This is a genomic window from Microbacterium hydrocarbonoxydans (assembly GCF_011752045.1).
Classification (GTDB): Bacteria; Actinomycetota; Actinomycetes; order Actinomycetales; family Microbacteriaceae; genus Microbacterium.
The window spans coordinates 667,630-693,282 of the sequence record NZ_JAAKXW010000001.1; the positions used below are offsets into that span (position 1 = coordinate 667,630).

Annotated in this window: 25 protein-coding genes and 2 tRNA genes; 8 read left to right on the forward strand and 19 right to left on the reverse strand. The window is 70.3% G+C overall.

All coding sequences use genetic code 11. The annotated features are described in order from the left end of the window. Positions 1–42 precede the first annotated feature (42 nt). Positions 43–1,047 (reverse strand): TerC/Alx family metal homeostasis membrane protein, encoded by a 1,005-nt coding sequence (locus tag G6G98_RS03155; RefSeq protein WP_067351386.1) that lies wholly within the window; start codon positions 1,045–1,047, stop codon positions 43–45. A 251-nt stretch (positions 1,048–1,298) separates the two neighbouring features. Here G6G98_RS03155 and G6G98_RS03160 point away from each other — a divergent pair, with 251 nt between their 5' ends. Next, positions 1,299–1,856, forward strand: a complete 558-nt coding sequence (locus tag G6G98_RS03160; protein ID WP_164233684.1) for an RNA polymerase sigma factor — start codon at positions 1,299–1,301, stop codon at positions 1,854–1,856. Continuing rightward, complete coding sequence (locus G6G98_RS03165) at positions 1,853–2,947, forward strand: DUF4349 domain-containing protein (protein ID WP_084788259.1); 1,095 nt, start codon at positions 1,853–1,855, stop codon at positions 2,945–2,947. The genes G6G98_RS03160 and G6G98_RS03165 overlap by 4 nt, the downstream gene beginning before the upstream one ends. Before the next feature lie 106 nt (positions 2,948–3,053). Here the strand turns inward: G6G98_RS03165 and G6G98_RS03170 are convergent. Further along, positions 3,054–3,126, reverse strand: a tRNA-Glu gene (locus G6G98_RS03170). 155 nt (positions 3,127–3,281) lie between these two features. Between G6G98_RS03170 and G6G98_RS03175 the strand changes: the two genes are divergently transcribed. After that, positions 3,282–3,920, forward strand: coding sequence for an MBL fold metallo-hydrolase (locus G6G98_RS03175; RefSeq protein ID WP_164233683.1), 639 nt, complete (start codon positions 3,282–3,284; stop codon positions 3,918–3,920). Continuing rightward, positions 3,920–4,438 (forward strand): GNAT family N-acetyltransferase, encoded by a 519-nt coding sequence (locus tag G6G98_RS03180; protein ID WP_164233682.1) that lies wholly within the window; start codon positions 3,920–3,922, stop codon positions 4,436–4,438. The genes G6G98_RS03175 and G6G98_RS03180 overlap by 1 nt, the downstream gene beginning before the upstream one ends. Here the strand turns inward: G6G98_RS03180 and pepN are convergent. Continuing rightward, positions 4,435–6,918: an aminopeptidase N gene (pepN, locus tag G6G98_RS03185; protein WP_164233681.1), complete on the reverse strand. Its 2,484-nt coding sequence runs from the start codon at positions 6,916–6,918 to the stop codon at positions 4,435–4,437. The two genes, G6G98_RS03180 and pepN, sit on opposite strands and share 4 nt — an antisense overlap. A gap of 15 nt (positions 6,919–6,933) precedes the next feature. Beyond that, the gene (locus G6G98_RS03190; RefSeq protein WP_067351370.1) at positions 6,934–7,896 is read right to left on the reverse strand and encodes a DNA topoisomerase IB; all 963 of its coding nucleotides are present in this window, start codon (positions 7,894–7,896) and stop codon (positions 6,934–6,936) included. 207 nt (positions 7,897–8,103) lie between these two features. On the opposite strand from G6G98_RS03190, the gene G6G98_RS17265 reads away from it, so the two are divergent. Further along, complete coding sequence (locus G6G98_RS17265; protein WP_208321414.1) at positions 8,104–8,814, forward strand: SRPBCC family protein; 711 nt, start codon at positions 8,104–8,106, stop codon at positions 8,812–8,814. Positions 8,815–8,859: 45 nt separating this feature from the next. Here G6G98_RS17265 and G6G98_RS03200 read toward each other — a convergent pair whose 3' ends face one another. Beyond that, complete coding sequence (locus tag G6G98_RS03200; RefSeq protein ID WP_164233941.1) at positions 8,860–10,128, reverse strand: MFS transporter; 1,269 nt, start codon at positions 10,126–10,128, stop codon at positions 8,860–8,862. 110 nt (positions 10,129–10,238) lie between these two features. Here G6G98_RS03200 and G6G98_RS03205 point away from each other — a divergent pair, with 110 nt between their 5' ends. Both G6G98_RS03205 and G6G98_RS03210 read left to right on the forward strand, forming a co-directional pair. After that, positions 10,239–11,150 carry a hypothetical protein gene (locus G6G98_RS03205; RefSeq protein ID WP_164233680.1) on the forward strand — a complete coding sequence of 304 codons (912 nt, stop codon included), beginning with the start codon at positions 10,239–10,241 and terminating at the stop codon, positions 11,148–11,150. Positions 11,151–11,247: 97 nt separating this feature from the next. Then, on the forward strand, positions 11,248–11,433 hold the full coding sequence (locus G6G98_RS03210; protein WP_067351357.1) for a DUF1918 domain-containing protein: 186 nt from the start codon (positions 11,248–11,250) through the stop codon (positions 11,431–11,433). A 5-nt stretch (positions 11,434–11,438) separates the two neighbouring features. Here G6G98_RS03210 and G6G98_RS03215 read toward each other — a convergent pair whose 3' ends face one another. The 13 genes from G6G98_RS03215 to G6G98_RS03275 form a co-directional block, all read right to left on the reverse strand. Beyond that, a complete protein-coding gene (locus G6G98_RS03215) occupies positions 11,439–11,807 on the reverse strand; it encodes an A1S_2505 family phage non-structural protein (protein WP_067351354.1) in 369 nt (122 codons plus the stop codon). A 64-nt stretch (positions 11,808–11,871) separates the two neighbouring features. Further along, positions 11,872–12,129 carry a DUF6510 family protein gene (locus G6G98_RS03220; RefSeq protein ID WP_164233679.1) on the reverse strand — a complete coding sequence of 86 codons (258 nt, stop codon included), beginning with the start codon at positions 12,127–12,129 and terminating at the stop codon, positions 11,872–11,874. Then, complete coding sequence (locus tag G6G98_RS03225) at positions 12,129–12,893, reverse strand: FAD-binding oxidoreductase (RefSeq protein WP_347877962.1); 765 nt, start codon at positions 12,891–12,893, stop codon at positions 12,129–12,131. The genes G6G98_RS03220 and G6G98_RS03225 overlap by 1 nt, the downstream gene beginning before the upstream one ends. After that, positions 12,890–13,480: a sulfite oxidase-like oxidoreductase gene (locus G6G98_RS03230; RefSeq protein WP_164233678.1), complete on the reverse strand. Its 591-nt coding sequence runs from the start codon at positions 13,478–13,480 to the stop codon at positions 12,890–12,892. Before G6G98_RS03230 ends, G6G98_RS03225 begins: the two co-directional genes overlap by 4 nt. Before the next feature lie 199 nt (positions 13,481–13,679). Beyond that, positions 13,680–13,754 (reverse strand) — tRNA-Gln (locus G6G98_RS03235). Between the two features lie 88 nt (positions 13,755–13,842). Beyond that, positions 13,843–15,348 (reverse strand): glutamate--tRNA ligase, encoded by a 1,506-nt coding sequence (gene gltX, locus G6G98_RS03240; protein WP_164233677.1) that lies wholly within the window; start codon positions 15,346–15,348, stop codon positions 13,843–13,845. 52 nt (positions 15,349–15,400) lie between these two features. Beyond that, positions 15,401–16,165 carry a class I SAM-dependent methyltransferase gene (locus G6G98_RS03245; protein WP_164233676.1) on the reverse strand — a complete coding sequence of 255 codons (765 nt, stop codon included), beginning with the start codon at positions 16,163–16,165 and terminating at the stop codon, positions 15,401–15,403. After that, positions 16,162–17,421 (reverse strand): MFS transporter, encoded by a 1,260-nt coding sequence (locus G6G98_RS03250; RefSeq protein WP_164233675.1) that lies wholly within the window; start codon positions 17,419–17,421, stop codon positions 16,162–16,164. Before G6G98_RS03250 ends, G6G98_RS03245 begins: the two co-directional genes overlap by 4 nt. After that, positions 17,418–18,194: a fumarylacetoacetate hydrolase family protein gene (locus tag G6G98_RS03255; protein WP_067351336.1), complete on the reverse strand. Its 777-nt coding sequence runs from the start codon at positions 18,192–18,194 to the stop codon at positions 17,418–17,420. Before G6G98_RS03255 ends, G6G98_RS03250 begins: the two co-directional genes overlap by 4 nt. Before the next feature lie 122 nt (positions 18,195–18,316). Beyond that, positions 18,317–19,264 carry a hypothetical protein gene (locus G6G98_RS03260; RefSeq protein ID WP_164233674.1) on the reverse strand — a complete coding sequence of 316 codons (948 nt, stop codon included), beginning with the start codon at positions 19,262–19,264 and terminating at the stop codon, positions 18,317–18,319. 257 nt (positions 19,265–19,521) lie between these two features. Continuing rightward, positions 19,522–20,622 (reverse strand): branched-chain amino acid aminotransferase, encoded by a 1,101-nt coding sequence (locus G6G98_RS03265; RefSeq protein WP_067351328.1) that lies wholly within the window; start codon positions 20,620–20,622, stop codon positions 19,522–19,524. Positions 20,623–20,684: 62 nt separating this feature from the next. After that, positions 20,685–21,728: a 3-isopropylmalate dehydrogenase gene (locus G6G98_RS03270; protein ID WP_067351326.1), complete on the reverse strand. Its 1,044-nt coding sequence runs from the start codon at positions 21,726–21,728 to the stop codon at positions 20,685–20,687. A 73-nt stretch (positions 21,729–21,801) separates the two neighbouring features. Continuing rightward, complete coding sequence (locus G6G98_RS03275; RefSeq protein WP_084788257.1) at positions 21,802–23,349, reverse strand: MFS transporter; 1,548 nt, start codon at positions 23,347–23,349, stop codon at positions 21,802–21,804. A 96-nt stretch (positions 23,350–23,445) separates the two neighbouring features. Here G6G98_RS03275 and G6G98_RS03280 point away from each other — a divergent pair, with 96 nt between their 5' ends. After that, entirely contained in the window at positions 23,446–23,991 is a 546-nt protein-coding gene (locus G6G98_RS03280; protein ID WP_067351323.1) for a TetR/AcrR family transcriptional regulator, read from the forward strand. A gap of 57 nt (positions 23,992–24,048) precedes the next feature. Here G6G98_RS03280 and serA read toward each other — a convergent pair whose 3' ends face one another. Then, positions 24,049–25,653 carry a phosphoglycerate dehydrogenase gene (gene serA / locus G6G98_RS03285; RefSeq protein ID WP_067351321.1) on the reverse strand — a complete coding sequence of 535 codons (1,605 nt, stop codon included), beginning with the start codon at positions 25,651–25,653 and terminating at the stop codon, positions 24,049–24,051.

Below are 25,653 nucleotides of genomic sequence, written 5' to 3' on the forward strand. Positions count from 1 at the left end.
CGGCGGACGGAGCGGATCGGACCGCGCCGGCCGCCGCCGGTCTCACTCGCTGATCGCGGCCTTCTTCTCCGCGCGCTTCTCGCGAGAGGAGGCGACGAGGCTGGCGATGGTGGCCACCGCCATCGAGGCGAGGATGACGCCGAGGGAGACCATGTTGTCGATGTCCGGCACCCACTCGACGTGGTGGCCGCCGTTGATGAACGGCAGCTCGTTGACGTGCAGGGCGTGCAGGATCAGCTTCACGCCGATGAAGCCGAGGATCACGGCGATTCCGTAGTGCAGGTAGCGCAGGCGGTCGAGCAGATCGCCGAGCAGGAAGTACAGCTGGCGCAGGCCCATCAGCGCGAAGATGTTCGCCGCGAAGACGAGGAACGGGTTGGTGGTGATGTCGAAGATCGCGGGGATCGAGTCGATCGCGAAGGTCAGGTCTGTGACGCCGATCGTGATGAACACGATGATCATCGGGGTCCACATGCGCTTGCCGTCGACGGTGGTGCGCACCCTGGCGCCGTCATAGCCGTCGCTGATGTCGATGCGGCGACGCAGCACGCGGACGATGAAGGCCTCGCGCTGCACCTCCTCGTCGTGCTCGCCGTCGGGCATCGCCTGCTTGATCGCCGTGTAGATGAGGAAGGCGCCGAAGACGTAGAAGATCGGCGAGAAGTTCTCGATCACCGCGACGCCGATGAGGATGAACGCACCGCGGAGCACGAGCGCGATGATGATGCCGACCATCAGCACCTGCTGCTGCAGACGCCGCGGCACCGCGAACTGCGCCATGATCAGCACGAAGACGAACAGGTTGTCGATCGACAGGCTGTACTCCAGAGCCCAGCCGGTGATGAAGTCGCCGGCGTTGCGCCAGCCGGCCACGTTGCCGAGCAGCACGGCGAACAGCAGGGCGAGGCCGACGTAGAAGGCCACCCAGAGCGTCGACTCCTTGGTCGACGGGATGTGCGGGCGGAGCTTGATGAGGAGGAGGTCGGCGATGAGGATGATCGTCATCACGACCATCGAGGTGATCTCGAACCAGACGGGGATGTCCAAGGGCGCACTGCACCTTTCGGGAGGGGTCGGAAAGAAGCCGAAAGTCTCTCCCCCGCACTGAGTGCGTCGCGCGTCCGGAGCAGCTCTTTCGGTGCTCGTGATGACGTTCCGCGCGGATCCGGGATACTCCCTCTCGCAGGAGCCATCGTACCGGAGTCGGCGGCGCGTGGTGAAACCGCGGCCCCGACGTCATCTGAGACGATGGGGCGATCGCCGACACTTCCTGGTGAGAGACACCGAACGGAAACAGGATGCCCGTGCAGACGAGTGATCAGAGATGGGCGGCACAGGCCGCGTCAGGCGACGAGAACGCCTTCCGCGAGCTGTACCGCGCGCACGTCCGGCCGGTCTACTGGATCGCCCACGGCATCCTCGGCTCCGCCGCCGATGCCGAGGATGTGACGCAGGAGACCTTCGTGGCCGCGTGGCGGAAGCTGCCCGGCTTCGAGCTGCAGGGCGAGTCGATCCTGCCGTGGCTGGCGACGATCTGCCGCTTCCAGGCCGCGAACCGCCTGCGCCGGCGCCTTCGGGACCGGGCGCACACGACGGATGCGCCGGACGAGAGCCTGCCGTCGACCGTGAGCGTCGAGGAGCAGGTGATCACCGCCGCCCTGGCGGAGCGCATCGCCGCCGCCGTCGGGAACCTGAGCGAGCTGGACCGGGAGATCTTCCGGCTGTGCGCCACGGAGGGCTACGCCTACCAGGCCGCCGCCGAGGAGCTCGGCGTCAGCCACGCCGTCGTCCGGAACCGTCTCTCCCGAGTCCGCACCCAGCTGCGCGGTGCCGTGAAGGAAGCGAGCGACGCATGAACGACCACATCCCCACTGAAGAGCTGCCCGATCTGTCCGAGACGACGATCGCCCGCATCGAGAGCGCCGTCTTCGCCGAGATCGAGGGCGAGCGCTCCCCCCGGCGTCCGGCGGCCGACCGGTCCCGCGCGCGCCGTCGCCGCTGGCTCACCGGCGCCGGCATCGCGGCCGCGTTCGCGGTCGGTGTCCTGGTCACGCCCCCGATCCTCAGCGCCGTCGGCGGTTCCGCGTCGATCACCGCGGACGGGAGCGGCGGCGGCGCTGTCGACGAGTCCGCTCCGATGACCGGCGCCACGTCGCCCGACCGCAGCGCCGAGGTGGCGCCCGGTGCGGCGGACTCCGCCGAATCCCTGGTCCAGACCGTCTCCCCCGAGGCCGGGCGCGAGATCATCGCCACGGCGAACGCGACCGTGCAGGTGAAGGACGTCGCGAAGGCCGCCGACGCCATCGCCGCGCTCGCGGAGGCGCACGACGGCTACGTGGAGAGCACGGAGGTCGGCAAGGCGACGGCGGTCGACGACACCTCGATGCCGGTGCCCCCGGACTCCGGCTACGGGTGGATCGGCATCCGCGTGCCGTCCGACGAACTCACCGCCGTGATCGACGAGCTCGGGAAGACCGGCGAGGTGCTGTCCTCGTCGATCTCGAAGCAGGATGTCACCTCCACCGCCATCGATCTGCGGGCGCGGGTGGATTCACTGAAGGCCTCCGTGCAGCGGCTCACCGAGCTGATGTCCCAATCGGGAACGGTGTCCGAGCTCATCGAGGCTGAGGTCGCCCTCACCGATCGCCAGGCGCAGCTGGAATCCTATGAGCAGCAGCTCGCCGCTCTGGAGGATCAGGTCGCGATGTCCTCGCTGCAGGTCCAGCTCACGAAGGCCACCGCGCCGACCACGGCCGACCCCGCCGGATTCGGCGACGGGCTGCTGGCGGGCTGGAACGGCCTGGTCGTCTCGCTGAACGCCCTCGTGATCGCGTTCGGGTTCATCCTCCCCTGGGTCGCCGTCGCCGCTCTCGTGGTGCTCATCGTCTGGCTGATCCGCCGCGTACGGCGGAACCGCCGGACGGCAACCGCCGCCGACGGCGACTGAGAGCCGCACGGAAGGCCGCTCCGGAGCATCCGGAGCGGCCTCTTCGGCGTGCGACGCCGGGGACGACGAAGGCCCCCGGAGAATCGGGGGCCTTCGTCGTGTTGTGTGACCCCAGCGGGATTCGAACCCGCGTTACCGCCGTGAGAGGGCGGCGTACTAGGCCGCTATACGATGGGGCCGTCTGCGCTTTTCGTTTCCTCAGCGCGACAACTGTTCAAGTATGACATGCGGTTTCTTCGCTCGCCAAATCGACGCCGGGACCACGGAATCCCGGGCGTGGCGCGGCATCCGCACAGGGTTTGCCCAGGGAGGCGCGAAGGAGTTGACTCGTCCCATGCGCGTCACGAAGTTCGAACATGCCTGTCTCCGCATCGACGAGACCGACGAGACCCTCGTCATCGATCCGGGCTCATTCACGTCCCCTCTGGACGATCTCGGAGATCTCGTCGCGATCGTCATCACGCACGAGCATCCGGATCACTGGACGCCCGAGCACCTCGACCGGCTGCTGCGTGCCGCACCCGGGACGCCCATCTATGCTCCGGCGGGTGTCGCCCGTGCAGCGAAGGGCTATGACATCACGGTGGTGGCTCCGGGCGACACTGTCGAGGCCGGCGACTTCACGCTCCGCTTCTTCGGCGGCGTGCACGCCGCCATCCATTCCTCCATCCCCGTGATCGAGAACGTGGGAGTCCTCGTCAACGACGAGCTCTACTACCCTGGCGATTCCTACGCCGTCCCCGAAGGAGTGGAGGTGCGGACTCTCGCAGCACCGCTGGGCGCACCGTGGCTGAAGATCGGCGAGGCGATGGACTACGTCCTCGCCGTGAAGCCGCGGCGCGCGTTCGGGACGCACGACATGACGCTGTCGGTGATCGGCAAGGGCATGCATCGCCAGCGCCTGCAGTGGGCGACCGTGCAGGGCGGCGGAGAGTTCTTCGTGCTCGAGCCAGGCGAAGCCCTCGACCTCTGATGCGGCGCCTCCTGCCCGCCCCGACCGACCGGCTGCGCTTCCGCGAGATGAGCACGGACGACCTCGACGCCATGGCCGCGCTGCTCGGCGATCCCGAGGTGATGGCGTTCTACCCGGCGCCGAAGACGCGTGAGGAGAGCCGCGCCTGGATCGAGGGGAATCGGGAGCGCTATGCCGAGCACGGGCACGGACTGTGGATCGTCGAGACGCATGACGGCGGCTTCGTCGGCGACTGCGGCATCACCTGGCAGGCGGTGAACGGCTCCCCCGTGCTCGAGGTCGGGTATCACGTCCGCCGCGACCTGCAGGGGCGCGGCTTCGCCACCGAGGCTGCCGGGGCGTGCCTCGCACTCGTCAAGCAGGAACTCTCCCCCACGCTGCTCACCGCCATCGTCCATCCTGAGAACCTCGCATCGCGTCGCGTCGCGGAGAAGCTCGGAATGACGCACATCGACGACGACCGCGCCCATCCGTGGATCGTGCGCACCGTGATGGGGATCACGGTGCAGCCGGCCTAGTTCCGCGCTGCGCGCACCCGCAGGTCCCTCGCGAGGTGGTCGCGCTGCTCCACCACGACGCGACGGAGCGCGGCCGGCGCATCCTCATGGGCCTCCAGCCAGGCGTCGACGAGGTCGAGCGATTCCGTCGCCGGGAACAGCCCGACCACGAGGCGCCTCGCCAGTTCGATGCTGCGGGTGAGCCAGGCGTCGAGGATGCGGTCGAAGTACTCCTCGTCGAATCCCGCGACGAGGTCGCGCCGGCCTCCGGCACGGAAACCCGCGATCTCGGCGTCGAGGTGATCGTTGCTCAGGGAGAGCTCGCTCCAGGCGGCCTCCCACGCGGCGGCACGGACGCCGGCATCCGGTCGCGAGGCCAGGGCCCGGCGCGCAGCCGTCCGACCGTCACCGGTGTCGTCGCGCTCCAGCTCCGCTGTCACGTCGGCGGCGTCCGCATGCCCGGTCGTGATCAGCGCGGTGAGCAGCTGCCAGCGCAGATCGGGGTCGACGGTGAGCCCCTCGGGCACGACGCCGTCGAGCATGCCCCGGATCTCGGTGTGGCGGAGGTCGTCGAAGGCGGATGCCGTCGCGAGCGCCCTGGCCCAGGAGAGCTGTGCATCGCTGCCGGCGCCGGCCTGCTGCAGCGACTGCCAGGTCGTCTCGGTCCAGGCGCGCTGCGCCTCCTCGCGATCATGGTCGGCGACGTAATGACGGAGCGCGAAGATCGCGTGCGGCAGGATGCCTGCCAGCAGGCCGATGCTGGGTTCCTCGGGGGCGTGCGTGCGCACGATCGAGAGGTAGCGCACGGCGTCGAGATCACCGTCCCTGGTCGCATTCCACAGCGAGGACCACACGAGGGCGCGCGCAAGCGGGTCCTCGATCACGGAGAGGGACTCCTCGACCGTCGCCAATGACCGCTCGTCCAGGCGAGCCTTCGCGTAGGTCAGGTCGTCGTCGTTGAGCAGCACGAGGTCGGCATCCGGGAGGTCGATCGGCGTCCGCTCGTCGACGATGTCCAGCTCGATCCGGTCGCGGCGCACGATGCGGCCGTCGACCCGGTCGTAGAGGCCGATCCGGAGGCGGTGCGGGCGCGGATCGGTCTGTACGAGGAACAGACCGCCGTCGGCATCCCTCTCCGTCCGGAGCGTGGACATGCCGGAGGTCTCCAGCCAGGCCCTCGACCACCCGCTCATGTCCCGCCCGGAGACCGCGCTGAGCTGCACGAGGAAGTCCTCGAGCGTCGTGTTGCCGAACGCGTTGGCGGCGAAGTAGCGTCGTGCGCCCTCGAAGAAGGCGTCATCGCCGACGAAGGCGACGAGCTGCTTCAGCACCGCCGCACCCTTGGCGTAGGTGATGCCGTCGAAGTTCAGCTTCGCAGCCTCGAGGTCGGTGATGTCGGCGACGATCGGATGCGTGGTGGGCAGCTGGTCCTGCTGGTACGCCCAGGTCTTGCGGTTCGCGGCGAACTTGACCCACGCGTCGTGGAAGCGGGTGGCGACGGCGGAGGCGTGGGAGCCCATGTAGTCCGCGAAGGACTCCTTGAGCCAGAGATCGTCCCACCACTTCATCGTGACGAGGTCGCCGAACCACATGTGCGCCATCTCGTGCAGGATCGTGTTGGCCCGTGAGGCCCGCTGAGCGTCGGTGGCCGCGCCGCGGGAGAGGTAGGCCTCTGTGAAGGTCACCAGGCCGGGATTCTCCATCGCTCCGATGTTGTACTCGGGGACGAAGATCTGGTCGTATTTGCCCCATGGGTACGGGTACGCGAAGGCATCGGTGAAGAAGTCGAGTCCCTGCCGGGTGACCTCGAGGATCTCGTCGGATTCCAGATGCTCGGCGATCGAGCGCCGCGTGAAGACACCGAGGGCGATGCGCTGGTCGTCACGCCGCCACTCCCCGTCCACCCGCGCGTAGGGCCCCGCGGCGATCGCGGTGATGTAACCGGAGAGGGGCAGGGTGGGCGCGAACTCGACCCGCTGCACCCCGACGCCGAGATCGGTCTTCGCGGGCGCCTGGTTGGACAGGACCTCCCAGCCGGCCGGCGCGTCGACGACGAAGGTGTACGCCGCCTTCATGTCCGGCTGTTCGAAGCAGGCCATGACGCGGCGCGAATCGGCCGGCTCGTAATGCGTGTACAGGTAGGTCTCGTCGTCGACGGGGTCGTGGAAGCGGTGCAGCCCCTCGCCGGAACGGCTGTAGGCGCCGACGGCCTCGACCCGCACGGTGTTCGACGCGGTGAGCCCGCTCAGCGAGATCCGCGCGCCGTCGTAGGCGACGTCCTGCTCGATGCCGTTGAGCACGACGCGGTCGACGCGCTCGCCGATGAAGTCCAGCCAGGTCTCCGCCGTGTCCGCGTCGAACTCGAGGGTCGTGACGCTCGGGAACCCGGTCCGGGCCCGTTCGGGAGCGCCGGTGAGGTCGAGCTCGACGCGGATGCTGCGGACGGACACCGCTGCGGATCGCGCCGCGGTCTCCTCCCGGGTGAGGTTGGCTGTGTCCATCCCTCCATCCTGGCATCAGGCGCCGAGAAGCCTGCGGATCGCGGTCTCCGGTGTCACGTCGAGATCGAGCGTCCTCCCCCGCGCGTACTGGCGGAACACCCGCGGGTCGATGTAGCTCCCGCGGGCGACCGCGGTCGTGTTGCCCAGCGCCGACGCCGTCGCCTGCACGGCCAGGCGCTCAGCGCGACGCCGTTCCGCCTTCGTGTCGAGCACGCCGATCCGGGCGAGGGCGTCCGCGGCGAGGATCGTGCCGTGGAGGGTGCGGAAGTCCTTCGCCGTGAAGGCCGCTCCGGTGATCTCGCGCAGATGCGCGTTCACCTCGGCGGAGGTCAGCCGCACGCGGCGGCGTCCCCTCCGGTACGCGAGCAGCGCCGCGCGGGGCGACCCGACCGCGAAGTCCGCGAGAGCGTCGGCGAGCAGTGCGTCGGTGATGTCGATCGACGCGGTGCGGCCGCTCTTGGCGGGGAAGCGGAGCGCGACGTGCTCGCCGTCCACGCTGACGTCCCGGCGCCGCAAGGTGGTGAGACCGCGGCTGCCGTGGCGGACGAGGTAGCGCTCGGAGCCGATGCGCAGCGCCGCGTCGTCGAGAAGGCGGAAGGCGACCGCCAGGGCGCGCTCACGCGTGAGCCCAGGCTCCTGCAGGGCGCGGGTGACCCGCCTGCGGGCCGCAGGGAGCGCCTCGGCGAGGCGCAGCGCCCGGGTGAACTTGCGCCGGTCTCTGCGGGCGCGCCAGAGCGGATGGTAGAGGTACTGCCGGCGACCGGCCTGATCGGTGCCCACCGCCTGGATATGAGCGAGGGGGTCGGCGGCGATCCAGACGTCCTCCCATGCCGGGGGGATCGCCAGGTCCCGGATGCGCTCCCTGTCCGCTTCGGGCACGGGCGCGCCGGACTCGTCGAGGTATCTGTACCCGGACCCTGCGCGGACTCTGCGGAAGCCGGAGTCCTCCCCGGGCATCACGCGGATCAGTCCAGCCATCTCCCCCGCCTTTCTCGGTGAACGGCACGAGGATGCCGCCTACGCCCCTCCTGATCAAACCCGTGGCATCTGTCGCCGGGCCGTGCTAACCGCGGAGGCCGGGGCGACTCCTAGACGGCTTTCCGCGGAAGTTCAACCCCCTCGGTCCGACCGCCGTGAGTGCCTAGCGTGGGGCGGGCACATCGAGAGAAGAGAACGGAGAACATCATGAGCACCATCACCGCCGATGTCGACGTGGACGTGCCGGTCCGAACGGCTTACGAGCAGTGGACCCAGTTCGAGTCCTTCCCGCATTACCTCAGCGCGGTCGAGGACGTCACCCAGATCGATGACACCCTCACCCACTGGGTGGTGAACGTCGGCGGCGCCCGTCGGGAGTTCGACGCGCGGATCGTCGACCAGGTCCCCGACGATCACATCAGCTGGCGCAGCGTCGACGAGGCGCACGCCGGCAGGGTCTCCTTCCGTCCGACGGATGCCGGGGCCCATGTCGAGCTGAGCATGGAGTGGGAACCGACGGGATTCGTCGAGAAGGCGGGCGCCGCGCTTCAGCTGGACGGCATGGCCGTCAAGCGCGACCTCCTGAGGTTCAAGGAGTTCATCGAGGAGAGGCGGACCCCGACCGGAGCCTGGCGTGGTGAGGTCCACGGCGGCGTCACCCACCCGGAGGCGCAGGGACCGGCGCTCCCCGGGGCGGGAGCGACGACTCCCGGAGCAGGGGGTACGCCCCTCGGAACGGAGCAGACCAGTCACGGAGCCGGGGGGACGACCCTCGGACCCGACGAGACCACCCGCGCAGGGGGCGGGACGGGTACCGACGAGACGAGCACCGGAGCAGGAGGGACGACACTCGGCCCGGATGAGCCGACCGTTCGGCGGGACACCGTCCGAGGCGACGACCCCGATCTGAGCGTCTGAGCCGGCCGGCCCGCCCGGCGTTCCCCCTTCTCGCCGGGCGAGCGCTCAGGTCGTCTCGGACACGGGCGATGCCGACGGCACGGCGCCGTTCGCCGCCGCCGGCACCGAACGCTCCAGGACGAGCGCCAGCACCCCCACGGCGAGGCTGCCCGCCACCATGAGGCCGATGAACCAGGCGTCCAGCTGCTCGCCGAGCAGCACGCCGGCGACCAGGGGGCCGGTGATCGCGCCGCCCTGGAACGCGGCCGAATTGATCGCGTTGTATCGCCCGCGGGTGCGGTCGGTCGCCAGGTCGTTGTAGATCGCCGGAACCGTCGGCTGCAGCATCGTCTCCCCGAAGGCGAACACGCCCATGTACGCGATCACGCCGATCGCCGCGGCGAGCGTGCCGGGCAGGAAGCCGGTCGCACCGAGGATCACCCAGGAGAGCGCCCAGATCAGCGCCATCACCTGCATGACGCGGGTGCGCCTCCTGCCGGTGATGAGCCTCAGGACGGCGAACTGGAGGAGCACGATCACCGCGGTGTTGACGGCGAATGCGATGCCGACGACCTGAGTCGAGACGACGGCCACCTGCCGCGCGAATGCCGGGAAGCCCGCCTCCATCTGCCCGTAGCCGATGAAGACCGCGAGGAAGGTGAGCAGCGTCAGCCACAGCACCGCCGGCCGTCGCAGGATCTCGCGATAGCCCCCTGCCTCCGTCTCGGTGGCGTCGTCGTCAGGGTCGGGCTGCGTGCGGACATGCCGCAGCGGCCCGAGCAGCAGCGCCAGGGGGACGAGCGCGGTCGCGGCATCGATGAGGAAGATCGCCGTGAAAGTGCCGGGGTCGTGCACGTTCACGAAGAACCCGCCGATCACACCGCCGATGCCGATGCCGAGGTTCACGAGCGCGAAGTTCACCCCGAAGTACTGCTGCCGCACCTCCCCGTCGACGACGGTCGCGATCAGCGCGTTGAAACCGGGCCACGAGACACCGAAGTTGACGCCGATCAGCATCACCGCCACCGCGGCGACCGCCGGATGGGTCGCGAACGCGAGGAGCGTGCAGCCGGCGATCATCGCGACGATCCCCGTGATCATCACCCGGCGCGCGCCGTAGCGATCGATGAGCGTGCCTCCCGGCCCGGTGACGGCGAGCCCCGTGATGGCGATGAGGCTCATCAGAGCGCCCGAGAGGCCGAGCTCGAAGCCGCGCACCTCGTGCAGGTAGATGATCGTGAACGGCAGCGTCATACCGCGCCCGAATGTCTGGATCGCCACGGTCGACAGCAGCCAGCGCCCCTCGGTGGGCAGCGCACTCCAGAACGTCCTCATACCGGTCACCAGAGCATTCTTCCGGATGCCACGGACATCCGGGCCTCGCCGCGGTTTCCCGCGCGCATTGCCGGAGGTCGCGGGCGTCTGAGATCATCTCGACTATGCCGATGTCACTCGACGAGTTCCGCGCGTCCCTCCTGCGAGCCGACGTGCGGGAGTCGCTCGGCATCCGCCTCGCCGACGACGAGGCGCAGCGCGTCCACGACGACGCGACGGCCTCGCGGAACTGGTACGAGTACTGGCTCGCCACCCAGCCCGCGCCGCCCGCCGCCGCGGCTCCGGCGCCCGCCGCGCACACGGCTCCGGCCGCGTACGCGGCGCCGGGCGATGCCGTCGGCCACCGGGTTCCGATTCCCTCCTATCCGGGAGACGCCCAGCCGACCGCGCCTCTGTACGCGGCTGCTCCTCCGCCCGCCTACGACCCGGCAGCGGCACCGCCGCCGTACGGCTTCGTGGGCGCCCAGGAGCCGCAGCCGTATCCGTATGGCATCCCCGCCGCAGACGCGGTCGCCGCGGGCCCGCGCAGGCGCAATGCCGGGCTCTGGGTGGCGCTCTCGGTCATCGGGGCCCTGATCCTCATCGCGATCGTCGTCGTGGTCGCGGCATTCGCGACCGCACGGCACTGGACCAAGATCGATGTGCCCGAGCAGCCGGAGACCTTCCACACCGAGGAGTACGAGACCGGCCGCTACGACGTGACGATGGACACGGTGAACCCGTGCTGGGTCGACCAGGACTGGACCGACTGCACCAACCTCATGGTCGCGACGTACAACGGCGCCTGCGTGGACGTGCAGCTCACCGCGGACGCCGCGGCGCTCTGCGACGAGTACAGCGCCGCCATCGAGGAGATGAAGGCTCAGGACGGGGACGGCTACACCGTGGCCTCCCTCGGCTCGTTCGGCAACCTCCACAGAGCCGCCGAGACGGCCACGCGGGAGGTCTCCAACAACGACGGACGCCCCGCCGTCACGCACGAGGCCGTCTGCTACCTCGGCTTCATCGGCGAGTGCCGCTGACGCATCGCCTCCCCGCCTCAGAAGAACCCCTTGCCCGCGCGGCGACCTCGCGGGACAGTGGAATGAGCGACACCGCATCTACCCGGAGGTGAGGACCATGAAGGCGAAGGTCGGCGACCACCTGCTCGTGGAAGGACGCACCGACACTCAGCATCGCCGCGAGGCGGAGGTGCTGGAGGTGCGCGGCGAAGACGGCGCTCCGCCCTATCTCGTGCGGTGGACCGATGGCCACGAAGGCCTGGTGTTCCCCGGATCCGACACGCACATCCAGCACGCGGAGTAGGCGGGTCAGAGGTACGGCAGGAAGGATGCCGGCACGCTGACGTTGCCCGGGATGCCGGTGAACAGCGGTGCGACCTGCGCTGCGGTGTAGCCGGCGATCCCGCATCCGACAGGTGTCAGCAGGAACCGCAGCTCGGGGTGAGCCCTCGCGTAGGCGACGAAGGCGCCGGCGTCGGCTGCCAGCGCCCCGAGGCCGCTCATCGTGTCGATGGCGTAACTCTGGCCGTGATGCCCGTGGCCTTCGCCCCAGACCGCGCCGAATCGCTCGTGCGCGATGCGTGCCGCACCGCCGCCGTGGAGGCCGCCGCTGTTGGAGCCGAAGACGAAGACCTCGTCCGGCTCGAGCTGCGTGATCCGCTCAGGTGTGATCTCCATGCCGGAACGATACGCCGGGCCGCGCTGAGGAGGCGGCCCCACGACACCTGACGCGAGGCCGCCGCTAATCCCGGGGGATCTCGATCGCGCCCGTGCCGGTGAAGTTCACGAAGGTGCGCTCCCCGGTCTGGACGATCGTGAGCAGGACCTGCCCGCACGCCGCGCAGCGGGCGACGGTCCCGGCCGCGCTGCGGAACACGATCATCGTGGCGATCTCGCCGACGCTGCCGCAGCCGTTGCATCGCGCCCGCGCGGTGGTCGCGTCGAAGGCGAGCAGGTCAGCCAGGGCTCCCGCGAGCAGATTCCCGTCGAAGTGCTGCATCAGGTTCCTCCGTAGCGCTCGGTGCGGATCGCGCGCGCATCGTGCCCCAGTTCGACGAGCCAGGACGCGACCCGTTCGACGAAGGCGGTGGCCCCGCACACGTAGACGAGGGGGTCGGCCTCGGGAGCGAGCGTCGTCGCGGCGACGCGCTCGCGGGTGATGCGGCCGACCGGCGCGTCACTGCCGGCAGGCGCGCGCCGCGTGTAGATGTAGTCGGCGGCGAACGGTGCGGGTCCCGCGGCTGCCGCCGCGAGCTCCTCCGCGAAGAACACGTCCTCGGGGGTGCGCACCGAGTACAGCAGCCGGAACGGCGTGGCGTCGCCGGCGTCGACGTGCGCCTGCGCGATCGCGTAGAGCGGGACGACCCCGGATCCGCCGGCGATGAGCTGCACCGGCCGGCCGGCCGAGCCGTCGACGGGAGCGCGCCAGACGAAGTAGGCGCCGAGCGGGCCGTGCACCTCCAGCTGATCCCCCTTCCTCAGCTCGTCGATGAGGAACGGCGACACCTCGCCGTCGGGAACGCGGGCGACGGCGAGGACGACCTGCGATTCCCCGCCCGCGGAGGCGATCGAGTACGACCGGGTCGCCGTGTAGCCGTCCGGGGCGGTGAGCCGGACGTCGAGATGCTGGCCCGGGAGGTTCCCCGGCCACCCTGCGACGTCGAGTCGGATGCGCGCGGCGGTCGGTGTCTCCCGCCGGGTCTCGACGACCTCGGCCGTGTACCACGCGGTGCGCGGGAGGACGCGCTGCGTCACATCGCTCACCAGTAGCGCTCCTCCTTCCAGGGATCCCCGTGCAGGTGGTACCCGTTCTGCTCCCAGAACCCCGGTTCGTCGTCGGGCAGCAGCTCGAGCCCGCGGATCCACTTCGCGCTCTTCCAGAAGTAGAGGTGCGGCACGAGCAGCCGGGCAGGTCCCCCGTGCTCGGGATCGAGAGGCTCGCCCTCGAACTCGAAGGCGATCCACGCTCTGCCGTCCAGGAGATCCTCGAGGGGAACGTTGGTGGTGTAGCCGCCGTAGCTGTGCGCCATCGCGTACTCGTCCTGCGTGTCGACGTCCGCGAGGAGGGTGTCGACGGAGACGCCCCGCCAGCGGGTGCCGAGCTTGGACCAGTGCGTGACGCAGTGGATGTCCACGACCACATCCTCGATCTCGAGCTGCTGGAACTCGTCCCAGCTCCACCGCCGCTCGCCCGCCGCACTGTGGACGGAGAACTCCCACTCGTCGGTGGAGATCTGTGGCGTCGGGCCGGCCGAGAGCACCGGGAAGTCGTGCACGAGCGTCTGACCCGGTGGCAGCCGGTCGTCCTGATCGCGGCGCCGGCCGGTGAAGCCTCGGGTGATGAACGACATCGCGAACCCCTCTCCAGGGAAGGCACTACGGCCTGAACACGCTCATACTGTCACTCGCGAACGCCTGCCGCCACCACGATTCTCGTCAAGCCGCCGTTCGAGGGACGCCACAGTCGATGATTCAGCGCCCGGCCGGCCGGGCGGCCGGCCTCATCGCGCCGGAAACGACAAAACCCCTGCTCATGCAGGGGTTCTCGTCTGGCTGGGGTACCTGGACTCGAACCAAGAACAACTGAACCAGAATCAGCCGTGTTGCCAATTACACCATACCCCAAGGGCGAAACCGGAGCCTCGCACCGAGATTCAAGCTTACCCGAGGCCGCGCTGATCGCCAAAACGGCGGCGCGGCCCCGGGCGCGTCGTCAGCCCGCCAGCTGCGCCGACAGCGCGCGCAGGCGACGCAGCGACTCGTCCTTGCCGAGGAGCTCCATCGACTCGAACAGCGGCGGCGAGACGCGGCGGCCGGTGATGGCGACGCGCGGCGGGCCGTAGGCGACGCGGGGCTTCAGCTCGAGGCCGTCGATGAGCGCGGACGCGAGAGCATCCTGGATCGCGGCCGGCGTGAAGTCGGCGACCGGCTCGAGAGCCGCGACGCAGGCGTCGAGCACCTCGCCGGCGTTGGCCGGAAGCCCCTTGAGCGCGTCCGCGTCGTAGGAGACCTCGTCGGCGAACAGGAAGCCGAGCATGCCGGGCGCCTCGCCGAGCAGCTGCACGCGCTCCTGGATCAGCGGGGCGGCGCGGAAGGCGAGCACGAGCTGCTCGTGGGTGGGCTCGTCGAACAGCCCGGCGGCGGCCAGGTACGGCACGATGCGCTCGGCGAAGTCCTTCTCGTCGAGCATCCGGATGTGGTCGCCGTTGATGGACTCGGCCTTCTTCTGATCGAAGCGGGCCGGGTTCGGGTTCACGTTGACGATGTCGAAGGCTGCGGTGAACTCCTCCAGCGAGAAGACGTCGCGGTCGGGGCCGATCGACCAGCCGAGCAGGGCGAGGTAGTTCAGCAGGCCCTCGTGGATGAATCCGCGGTCGCGATGCAGGAACAGGTCGGCCTGCGGGTCGCGCTTGGAGAGCTTCTTGTTGCCGGTCTCCCCCAGCACGAGCGGCATGTGCGCGAAGCGGGGCACGAAGGTCGTGACGCCGGCATCGATGAGAGCCGCGTACAGTGCGAGCTGGCGCGCGGTGGAGGGCATCAGGTCCTCGCCGCGGAGCACGTGGGTGATTCCCATGAGCGCGTCGTCGACCGGGTTCACGAACGTGTACAGCGGCACGCCGTTCGGGCGCACGACCACGAAGTCGGGGAAGGAGCCGGCGGGGAAGGTGACCTCGCCGCGGATGAGGTCGACGTAGGTGAGGTCCTCGTCCGGCACGCGAAGGCGCAGCGCGGGCTGGCGTCCCTCCGCACGGAAGGCGGCCTTCTGCTCCTCGGTGAGGTCGCGGTCGAAGTTGTCGTAGCCGAGCTGCTTCGCGCGGCCGTTCGCCTCGTTGCGGGCGTCGATCTCCTCGGCCGTGGAGTAGCTCTCGTAGAGCGCCCCGGTGGCGACGAGCTTGTCGATCACCCCGCGGTAGATGTCGTGACGCTGCGACTGACGGTACGGCTCGTGCGGGCCGCCGACCTCGACGCCCTCGTCCCAGTCGATCTTGAGCCAGGTGAGCGCGTCGACGAGCTGGCGGAAGCTCTCCTCGCTGTCACGAGCGGCGTCGGTGTCCTCGATGCGGAACACCATCTTGCCGCCGGTGTGGCGGGCGTACGCCCAGTTGTACAGGGCGGTGCGCACCATGCCGACGTGCGGCAGGCCGGTCGGAGAGGGGCAGAAGCGGACGCGGACGTCGGCACCGCTTGCGGTCGTGGTGAGGGGGTGAGGAGTAGCCATAGCCTTCCAATCCTACGGGCAGCGCCCCCGTCGCCGTGCGGGTGCCGGATGCTCAGCGGGCGCGGCCGACGGCGATCGCCGCCGTGTGCGACAGCGGGACCGGGCCGCCGGTCGATCGCGTGGCGCAGACCCGCTCGAAGGCCTCCCGGAACCGGGCGCGGTCGTCGGGGTCGAGACCGCCGTAGAACAGGCCGGCGCCGCCGACCCCGCCTTCCGCCGACGCCCACAGCGCCGACGGCTCGGCCCGCCAGGTCCAGGTGAGCTCCGACACCTCCGGGTTCTGCCAGCCGGCGTCGCGCAGCATCCGCTCGAATCCGTCGGCCGTGCGCTCGAAGTCCTTCTCGGGTGGCAGCCTCTCCCCCGTCACCGGGGTCAGCCCCGCCAGCTCGCAGACCTCGACCCAGAGCCAGGACGGCGACGTGGTCCAGATCGTCGCGGCGACGAGCCCGGCCGAGACCCGGGCGAGTCCGCGCGCCGACGCACGCGGATCGGCGACGTGGTTGAGGACGAAGTTCGCGACGACCGCGTCGAAGCTCGACGCGACGAACGGCAGATCCGGCAGGGCCCCGTCGACGACGCGGAGTCCCGGATGCTCCCGCTCGGCGACCGCCCGCATGGTCGGCTCCGGCTCGCACGCCGTCGTGGCCCATCCCGCGTCGGCGAAGGCCGCCGCGAGCAGCCCCGTCCCTGCTCCGACGTCGAGCAGGCTGCGGTCCTCTGGCGCTCCGAGTGCGGAGAGGAGAGCATCGGCGGTACCCGCGCACAGGCCCGCGTAGGACGCCGCGTACGCCTCGCCGCGCCCGCCCCAGTCCTTCAACGGGCTCCGCCGCTGCGGGCCAGCGGAGACAACGCGATGATCGCGACCACGAGGACGGATGCCGCGATGCCGAGCCCCGCGTACTGGAAGTTGGAGAGGATGACACCGGCGAGCACCGCGCCGGCGGCGGCCGAGAGGCTCATCAGGGAGTCGCTGCGCCCCTGCCGGCGGGTCCTCAGCTCCGGGGCGCTTGCCTCGGTGAGCAGAGCCGCGCCGGCCACGGTGGCTCCGCTCCAGCCCAGACCGAGCAGGATGAGGGCGACCATGACACCCCACGGCTCGGTCCCGGCGAACACGGCGAAGCCGAGGGCCCCGGCGAGGAGCACCTGGCCGAGGAGGACGACGCGCAGGCGGCCCCAGCGGTCGGCGAGGATGCCGAACAGCGGGGAGAGCGCATACATGCCGCCGACGTGCAGGGCGATCGTCACGCCGACGAGCGCCGACACGTCGGCGGGCGACGGTGCCGTGCCGTGCGCACCGTGCGCCATGTGCGAGAGGTGCACGGGAGTCATCGCCATCACGGAGGCCATCACGACGTGGGAACCGGCGACGGCGAAGATCGCGTAGCGGGCGACCGCCGGCCGGTCAGCCACCGTCGCACCGGTCGTGGCGGCGGCGGCCTGCGCGAGCTTCTGTGCGGCGAGGAGCGGGTCGGGCCGCAGCGCGACGACGTACAGCAGCAGCGCCGCGCACTGGGCGACGAAGGAGAACGCGTAGGAGCCGGTCTGCGGCGGCATCCCGATGGCGGCTCCCACGATCTCGCCCGGGCCCAGGAGGAGGGGCCCGGCGACGCCGCCGATCGTCGTCGCCCACACCACGATCGACAGGTCGCGGCCGCGGTGCGCGGGCGCGGCGAGATCCGTGGCGGCGAAGCGCGACTGCAGGTTCCCTGCGTTGCCGGCGCCGATCATGAGGATGCCGGCGAGCAGGAGCGGGAAGACGCGCACGGAGGCGGCGAGGATCACCACCCCGATGCCGACGAGTGCGAAGAGGTTGCCGAGGGTCAGCGCGCGACGCCGGCCGACGCGGGCGGCCAGGCGAGCGAGCGGGATGGCGCACAGCGCCGCGCCGAGGGTGACGGACGCCGTCGCCAGCCCGGAGAGGGCGTCGCTGCCGGAGATGTCGGCGGCGAGGAGAGCCCCGAGCGAGACGGTCGCGCCGAAGGCGATGCCGCCGAGCACCTGACCGATGGAGAGGATGAGGACGGTGCGTCGCTGGACGGCCGCCTGCTGCGCGGTGCTGAGCGCGACGGTCACGACGCGGGCTGCGCGTCGCGCACGGCGCTGCGGAGGATGCCGAGACCGGTGATCTCCACCTCGACGGTGTCGCCCGCCTCGAACGTGCCGACGCCCGCGGGGGTGCCGGTGAGGATCACGTCTCCGGGGAGCAGGGTGAACACCGCGGAGGCGTACTCGATGATGGTCGCGACGGAGTGGATCATGTCGGTGAGCGGGGCGTGCTGGCGCACCTCGCCGTTCACGCGGGTCTCGATCGTGGCGGATGCCGGATCGAAGTCGGTCTCGATGACGGGTCCCAGCGGGCAGAACGTGTCGAAGCCCTTGGCCCGCGACCACTGGCCGTCCTTGCGCTGCAGGTCGCGCGCGGTCACGTCGTTGCCGATCGTGTACCCGAGCACGTGGCTGAGAGCATCCGCCGCCTTGACGTTCTTGGCGATCTTCCCGATGACGACGGCGAGCTCGCCCTCGTACTCGGTCCGCTCCGACAGCGCCGGCCGCACGATGGCGTCGCCGGGGCCGATCACCGCGGTGTTCGGCTTCAGGAACAGCAGCGGCTCCTCGGGGGCCACTCCCCCCATCTCGGCGGCGTGGTCGTGGTAGTTCTTGCCCACGCAGACGATCTTGGAGCGCGGGATCACCGGGGCGAGCAGTACGGCGTCCGCGAGCGGCACCCGCGCGCCCGTCGTCTCGTACCCTGCGAACATCGGGTCACCGGCGAGCACGACCAGGTCGGACTCGTCGACGATCCCGTACATGATGGCGTCGTCGTGGCTGAATCGGGCGATCTTCACCCGTCCAGCCTATGCCCGTCTGCGCAGTTCCCGCCGAGACCCCCACCTGCCGGCGAGACCCCGTCCTGTCGACGTCGGCAGGACGGGGTCTCGGCGAGAGGACGGGGTCTCGGCGCTCGGCATCACCCCGGCGGGTGGATGCCGAAAGCATGGAGCCTCGCACCCAGCGCATCCGGGGTGCGGATGTGCGCGCTCCCCCAGCGGGCGAATCCCCACCCGGTGACTCCGCGGATGTCGTCCTCCCTCTGCTTCTCCAGGAGCACGGCATCCGAGGGAGTCTCTGCTCGGCGAAGATCGGACTCCAGGTACTTGCCTTCACCGTCGAACTCGCCGAACTTCCGCGCACCTCGGAACCCGAAATCGAGGAAGTACTCGTCCCCGCCGGCGCCGATGACGGGCACCTGCAGCTCTGGTGCTCTGTATCCCAGTCGGAACAGCTGCAGCCGGCTCACGCTCTCGCCGGGAAGCTGCGCCCTGCCGTCGGCGAAACCGGCGACCCAGCGAGCCTGACGGATGCCGCGGAGCCCGGGCTTCTCCAGTCGTGCGAGGTCCTCTCTCCACGTCGCCGCCGCATCGGGGTCCTGCCTATGACGATCGACCGCGACCTGGCCGAGCGCTGCGTCAGCCGCAGCGAGCGCAAGGTCGCAGCTGCCCCTCCTCGCCAGATCGAAGACCGTTCGCGTGAGCGATGTGCACAGCAGCCCGTGCCGGACGACGATGTCGTCTTCACGCACGTCGAGGTCGTGACGGACGACGCCGGACACGGTCCGAGTGTGCCGAGTGCCGCGGATCAGAGTGTGGACCGAGTCCGGGCTGTGCCGGTACAGCGGAAGCTCCCACAGAACGGCAGCCGACACTCCGACATAGACGCGACTCTGCGGCGCCTGGGCCGCCCGGTCGACGGCGATCACCCGGAGCAGCTGGCGGCCCTCGCCCCACAGGTCGTCCCAGTCCGTCTTGGTGACGTAGGAGCCGCGGTGAAGTCGCTTCAGCGCTCCCGATCGCAGGGCATCCGCGAGCTGGCGCTCCGTGACCCCGGTGTCGAGGATGTCGCTGCGCGATCGCAGCATCCTGGACGCTTCGGAGAATGAGATCCGTCGTGGCATCCGCTCATCGTGGCGCGTCGATACCCCTGGGTGTCGTCATCCACACGTTCCCGCCCCGATCTTCCCGATCGGCGCACCTGTGCAGGATCAGTGTCGCCCGCCCCTCCGTACCCCGCCGAGACCCCGTGCTATCGCCGAGACCCCGCCCTATCTGCGCAGACAACTGGGGGTCTGGGCGACAGGACGGGGTCTCGGCGGAAGGAAAGAAGGAAAGACGAGAGTCAGGCGTCCAGGCGGAGGAGCCAGCCGTGCCGGTCCTCGCGACGCCCGTACTGGATGTCGGTGAGCTCCTCGCGCAGCGACAGGGCGAGCTCGCCGAGCGGCTGCTCGTCCTCGAAGCCCTCACCGACGAGCGCGCCGATCGGGGTGACCACGGCGGCGGTGCCGCACGCGAACACCTCGACGATGTCGCCGGAGGCGACGCCCTCGCGCCACTCGTCGATCGAGATCGGACGCTTCTCGACGGTGTAGCCGCGGTCGGCCGCGAGCTGCAGCAGCGAGTCGCGCGTGATGCCCTCGAGGATGCTGTCGGACTCGGGGGTGACGACGCGGCCGTCCTTGAAGACGAACACGACGTTCATGCCGCCGAGCTCCTCGACGTTGCGGTGCTCGTTGAGGAACACGACCTGGTCGCAGCCCCTGGCGCTGGCCTCCGCCTGCGGGAGGAGGCTCGAGGCGTAGTTGCCGCCGGTCTTGGCCTTGCCCGTGCCGCCCTTTCCTGCGCGCGCGTAGTCCTCCGACAGCCAGATGCGCACCGGCTTCACGCCGCCGTGGAAGTAGGCGCCGGCGGGGCTGGCGATCACGTAGTAGGCGACCTTCTGCGCCGCGCGGACGCCGAGGAAGGCCTCCTTGGCGAACATGAACGGACGCAGGTACAGGCTCTGGTCGGCGCCGGACGGCACCCAGCGGCCGTCGACGGCGATGAGCTCGCGCAGCGACTGGATGAAGTACTCGGTCGGCAGCTCGGGCAGCGCGAGACGGCGGGCGCTCGCCTGCAGACGGGCCGCGTTGCGGTCCGGGCGGAAGGTGTGGATCGAGCCGTCCGCGTGCCGGTAGGCCTTGATGCCCTCGAAGATCTCCTGCGCGTAGTGCAGGACGGATGCCGCCGGGTCGAGCGGGATCGGACCGTACGGCTGCACGCGCGGACGGTGCCAGCCGCCGTTCACCGACCAGCAGATGTCGACCATGTGATCGGTGAACACGACGCCGAACCCGGGGCTCTCCAGCACCTCGGCGACCCGGGCGGGCGATGCCGCGTTCAGGTTCTTCGTCACGGCGAACTCCAGCGGAGCCACGGTCGCCTGCGCATCGATGGTCGTCATCTCGTCTTTCCGTTCCTCGTGGGTGGGCGCATCCTCGCGCCGTCTCAGCCTACGCCTGTCGATCAGAGGCGTGCAGTGATCGCGGAGCCGATCTCCGCCGTGGTTCGCGCGCCCTCGCGGGCGGCGATGTCCGCCTCGACGGCGGCACTGACCCGTGCCGACTCGGCGCTGAGGCCGAGGTGGTCGAGGAGCAGCGCGATCGAGAGGATCGCCGCCGTCGGGTCGGCCTTCTGCTGTCCGGCGATGTCCGGCGCCGAGCCGTGCACCGGTTCGAACATCGACGGGAACGCGCCGTCGGGGTTGATGTTCCCGGATGCCGCGAGGCCGATGCCGCCGGTGACCGCGCCGGCCAGGTCGGTGAGGATGTCGCCGAAGAGGTTGTCGGTCACGATCACGTCGAAGCGCGAGGGGTCGGTGACGAGGAAGATCGTCGCCGCATCCACGTGCAGGTAGTCCACTGCGACGTCAGGGTGCTCGGCCGCGACCTCGTTCACGATGCGCTGCCAGATCGCACCCGCGTGCACGAGCACGTTGGTCTTGTGCACGAGGGTGACCTTCTTGCGACGGCGCTCTGCGAGGTCGAAGGCGTAGCGGACGACGCGCTCGACGCCGAAGGCGGTGTTCACGCTCGTCTCGTTCGCGACCTCGTGCGGGGTTCCCTTGCGGATGGCCCCGCCGTTGCCGACGTACGGGCCTTCGGTGCCCTCGCGCACGACGACGAAGTCGATCTCGCCCGGGTTCGCGAGAGGGCCTGGTGCGCCGGCGAACAGCTTCGACGGGCGCAGGTTCACGTAGTGGTCGAGCGTGAAGCGGAGCTTCAGCAGGAGGCCGCGCTCGATGTTCGCATCCTTCAGCCGGGGGTCGCCCGGCTGACCGCCGACGGCGCCGAGGAGGATCGCGTCGTGCGCGGAGATCGCCGCCAGATCCTCGTCGGTGAGCGTGTCGCCGGTCTCGAGGTAGCGGGCCGCGCCGAGCGAGAAGCGGGACTTCTCGAAGGTCACGCCGCTTCCGGCCGTGACGGCGTCGAGCACCTTCTCGGCCTCGGCGATGACCTCGGGGCCGATGCCGTCACCGGGGATGACGGCCAGCTTCACGACACGCGACATGACACTCCTTGCATCGGGATGGACCGGCCGCGCTCCGACGGCGTCGGGCGGGCCGGTCCTCCCAGCGTACTGGTCAGTGCGCGGGTGCCTTGCGCAGTGTGACGGCCGCGATCGCCCCTGCCGTCACGACGAGTCCGGCGCCGATCAGCGAGGTCACGAGGACTCCGGAGCCGAAGGCGGCGGCGGCGGCCTGCCACAGCGCGTCGCCGAGCTCCGCGGGGAGCTTCTGAGCGGCCGTGTAGGCACCGGCCAGGGTCTCCCGCGCGGCGTGCGCCGCATCCGCGGGCAGGCCGTCCGGGAGGACGAGGGCGCCGCGGTAGAAGGCCGTGATGATGCCGCCGAGGATCGCGGTGCCGAGCACGGCGCCGAGCTCGTACGCCGTCTCGGAGACCGCGCTGGCGGCGCCGGCCTTCTCCGCGGGGGCACTGGACAGGATGAGCTCGTTCGACACGGTCTCCGCCGCGCCGATGCCGATCGCGAGGACCACGAACGCGAGCACGAGCGGCGCGATGCCGTGATCGGCCGCCGCGAACGCCACGATGAGGTACCCCGCCACCGAGAAGACGAGGGCCGCGGGCACCAGCACCGCCGGGCGCACCCGACGAGAGATCGGGACGACGAGCAGGCCGGCGACGATCATCGCCAGCATGCCGGGCGCGAGGGCGAAGCCGGCGGTCATCGGAGTGAGCCCCAGCACCAGCTGGACGTGCTGCGACACGAAGTACAGGAAGCCGACGAGGGCGACGACGCTGAGCAGGTTGACCAGGATCGCGCCGGAGAACGAGCCCCTGCGGAACAGCGCCATGTCGAGCATCGGGATGTCGGCGCGCAGCTGGCGGCGCACGAACAGCGCGCCCATCACGAGGCCGAGCACGGCCCAGCCCGCTGCCGAGAGGGACGGCCCCTCGGTCGCGAGGGACTTGATCGCGTAGACGACCGGGATCATCGCCGCCATCGACAGGAGGATGCTGATCGCGTCGATGCGGCCGGGGTTCGGGTCGCGGCTCTCCGGGACCAGGAGCGGCGCCCCGATGAGCAGCGGGATGAGCACGGGCACCGCGATGAGGAACACCGATCCCCAGGCGAAGTGCTCGAGGAGCGCGCCCCCGACGATCGGGCCGAGAGCCGATCCGGCGGAGAAGCCGGCTGCCCAGACGGCGATCGCGAGGCGGCGCTGGTCGCGGTTGCGGAAGATCGAGCGCAGCAGCGAGAGCGTCGACGGCATGAGCATGGCGCCGAAGAAGCCGAGCAGCGCCCGGGCGGCGATGAGGAGGCCGGCGGTCGGGGCGAACGCCGCGAGTGCGGAGACGGCCGCGAATCCGGTCGCGCCGATGAGCAGCAGCCGGCGGCGGCCGAACCGGTCGCCGAGGGTTCCCATCGTGACGAGGAGCCCGGCGAGCACGAGAGGGTACACGTCGATGATCCACAGCTGCTCGGCGCCCGACGGCGAGAGCGCCATCGAGATCTCGGGGAGCGCGAAGCTCAGGACCGTGTTGTCGACCGACACCAGGAGCACCGGCAGCATGAGCACGACGAGTGCCGCCCAGCCGCGGGCCCCGACACGGGGAGCATCCGCCTGGACGTCGTCGCCGACGACGGGGATCGACGCAGTGCGCGTCATGGAACACCTCTCAGGATCATGGCGGCTCCATTACTGAACCGTCCAGCTGGTATAGTAACAGATGTCCGACAGCTCCCCTTCCGAACAGAGGACCGCATGCCCCGACCTCCCCTCGCCCGCGAGCGCGTCCTCGACGCCTTCGAGTCGATCGTGATCGCCGACGGTGAACGGACCGCGACTCTCGAGGCCACGGCCAGGGCCGCAGGGGTGTCCAAGGGCGGGCTGCTCTACCACTTCAAGTCGAAGGACGAGCTGGTCGCCGGCCTGCTCGACCGCCTGGAGAGGCTCAACGACGCGGACCTCGAGCGGATGGCCTCTGCAGAGGAGGGGCCCGTCGCCTACTACGTCCGGACCTCTGTGATGGAGGATGACGCGCTCGACCGTGCGCTCATCGCAGCCTCCCGGCTCGCGCAGGGCGGATCGCTGCCTGCCGCGGACGCCCTCCGCCGGACGCGACGCCGCTGGGAGGACGCGATCCGTCCGCACGTGCGCGACTCCGCGAGCGTCGACCTCGTGATGCTGCTCAGCGACGGCCTCTACTTCAACAACTCGCTCGACGTGCACGGGCCCGACCGCCTCGTGCCGAGCGGCGCCGACCTCCGGGCCCTCACCGACCTCGTGCTGCGCGCCACCGCACCGTGACCGCGAATGCGAAGAGGGCGGGACGCGTGCGCGTCCCGCCCTCTTCGCTTGCGTCGCTCAGACCTCGGTGATCTCGATCTGACGGAACAGGTCGGCGTCGATCGCGGTGCGGACGTCGTCGAGCAGTTCGTCGGGCACCGGCGAGTCCAGGGTCAGCACGCTGAGGGCCTGGTCTCCCGCTGCGAGACGGCCGATCTGCATGCCCGCGATGTTGATGCCCGCCTCGCCGAACTTCTGGCCGTACACGGCCACGATGCCGGGACGGTCGGTGTAGAGCATCACGACGTGGTGCTTCTCGATCGGCAGCTCGAGCGCGTGGTCGTTGATCCCGACGAGCTTCTCGGTCTGCTTCGGACCGGTGAGCGTGCCGGAGACGGCGAGCTGGCTGCCGTCGGAGAGCGCACCGCGCAGCGTGATGACGTTGCGGTACTCGTCGCTGACGTCGTCCTTGAGCAGGCGGACGGCGATGCCCCGCTGCTCGGCCAGCAGCGGCGCGTTCACGTACGACACGGTCTCGCTGACGATGTTCGTGAAGACGCCCTTGAGCGCTGCGAGCTTCAGCACGCTCACGTCGTAGTCGTTGAGCTCGCCGTGCACCTCGACGTCGAGGCTGGTGAGCGGCGAGGTGGCGAGGGCTGAGAAGATCTGGCCGAGCTTCTCGACGAGTGCGATGCCGGGGCGCACGTACGGGTCGATGACGCCGCCGGCGACGTTGACGGCATCCGGGACCAGGTCGCCGCCGAGGGCGAGGCGCACGGAGCGGGCGACCGACACGCCGGCCTTCTCCTGGGCCTCGTCGGTGCTGGCCCCGAGGTGCGGGGTGACGACCACGTTCGGCAGGTCGAGCAGCGCCTGAGCGGTGCCGCCCTCTGCCGGGGGCTCGGAGGTGAACACGTCGAGCCCGGCACCGGCGATCTCGCCGGCGACGAGGGCCTCGTGCAGTGCGGCCTCGTCGATCAGGCCGCCGCGCGCGACGTTCACGACGAAGGCGGTCGGCTTCATGGCCTTGAACTGCTCGGCGCCGAGCATCCCGGTGGTCTCCGGGGTCTTCGGCATGTGGATCGTGATGAAGTCGGACTCGGCGACGAGCTCGTCGAGTGAGAGGAGCTGCACGCCGAGCTGCTGGGCGCGCGCGGAGGTGACGTAGGGGTCGTAGGCGACGACGCGCATGTCGAAGGCCGCGAGGCGCGCCGCGACGAGGGCGCCGATCCGGCCGAGGCCGATGATGCCGACCGTCTTCTCGAAGAGCTCCGCCCCGGTGAAGGAGCTGCGCTTCCACTGACCGCCCGCGAGCGAGGCGTGCGCGGCGGGGATCCGGCGGGCGAGGCTGAGGATGTGGCCGACGGTGAGCTCGGCGGCGGAGACGATGTTCGAGGTGGGCGCGTTGACGACCATGACGCCGGCCGTGGTGGCCGCCTTGATGTCGACGTTGTCGAGGCCGACGCCGGCACGGGCGACGACCTTGAGCTTCGGGGCGTGGCTCAGCGCCTCCTCGTCGATGCGGGTCGCCGAGCGGATCAGCACGGCGTCCGCGTCGGCCAGCGCCGAGAAGAGCGCCTCGCGGTCGGTGCCGTCGACGTTGCGGACGTCGAAGTCGGGGCCCAGGGCCTCGATCGTGGCGGGAGAGAGTACTTCGGCGATGAGCACGACGGGCTTCGGCAC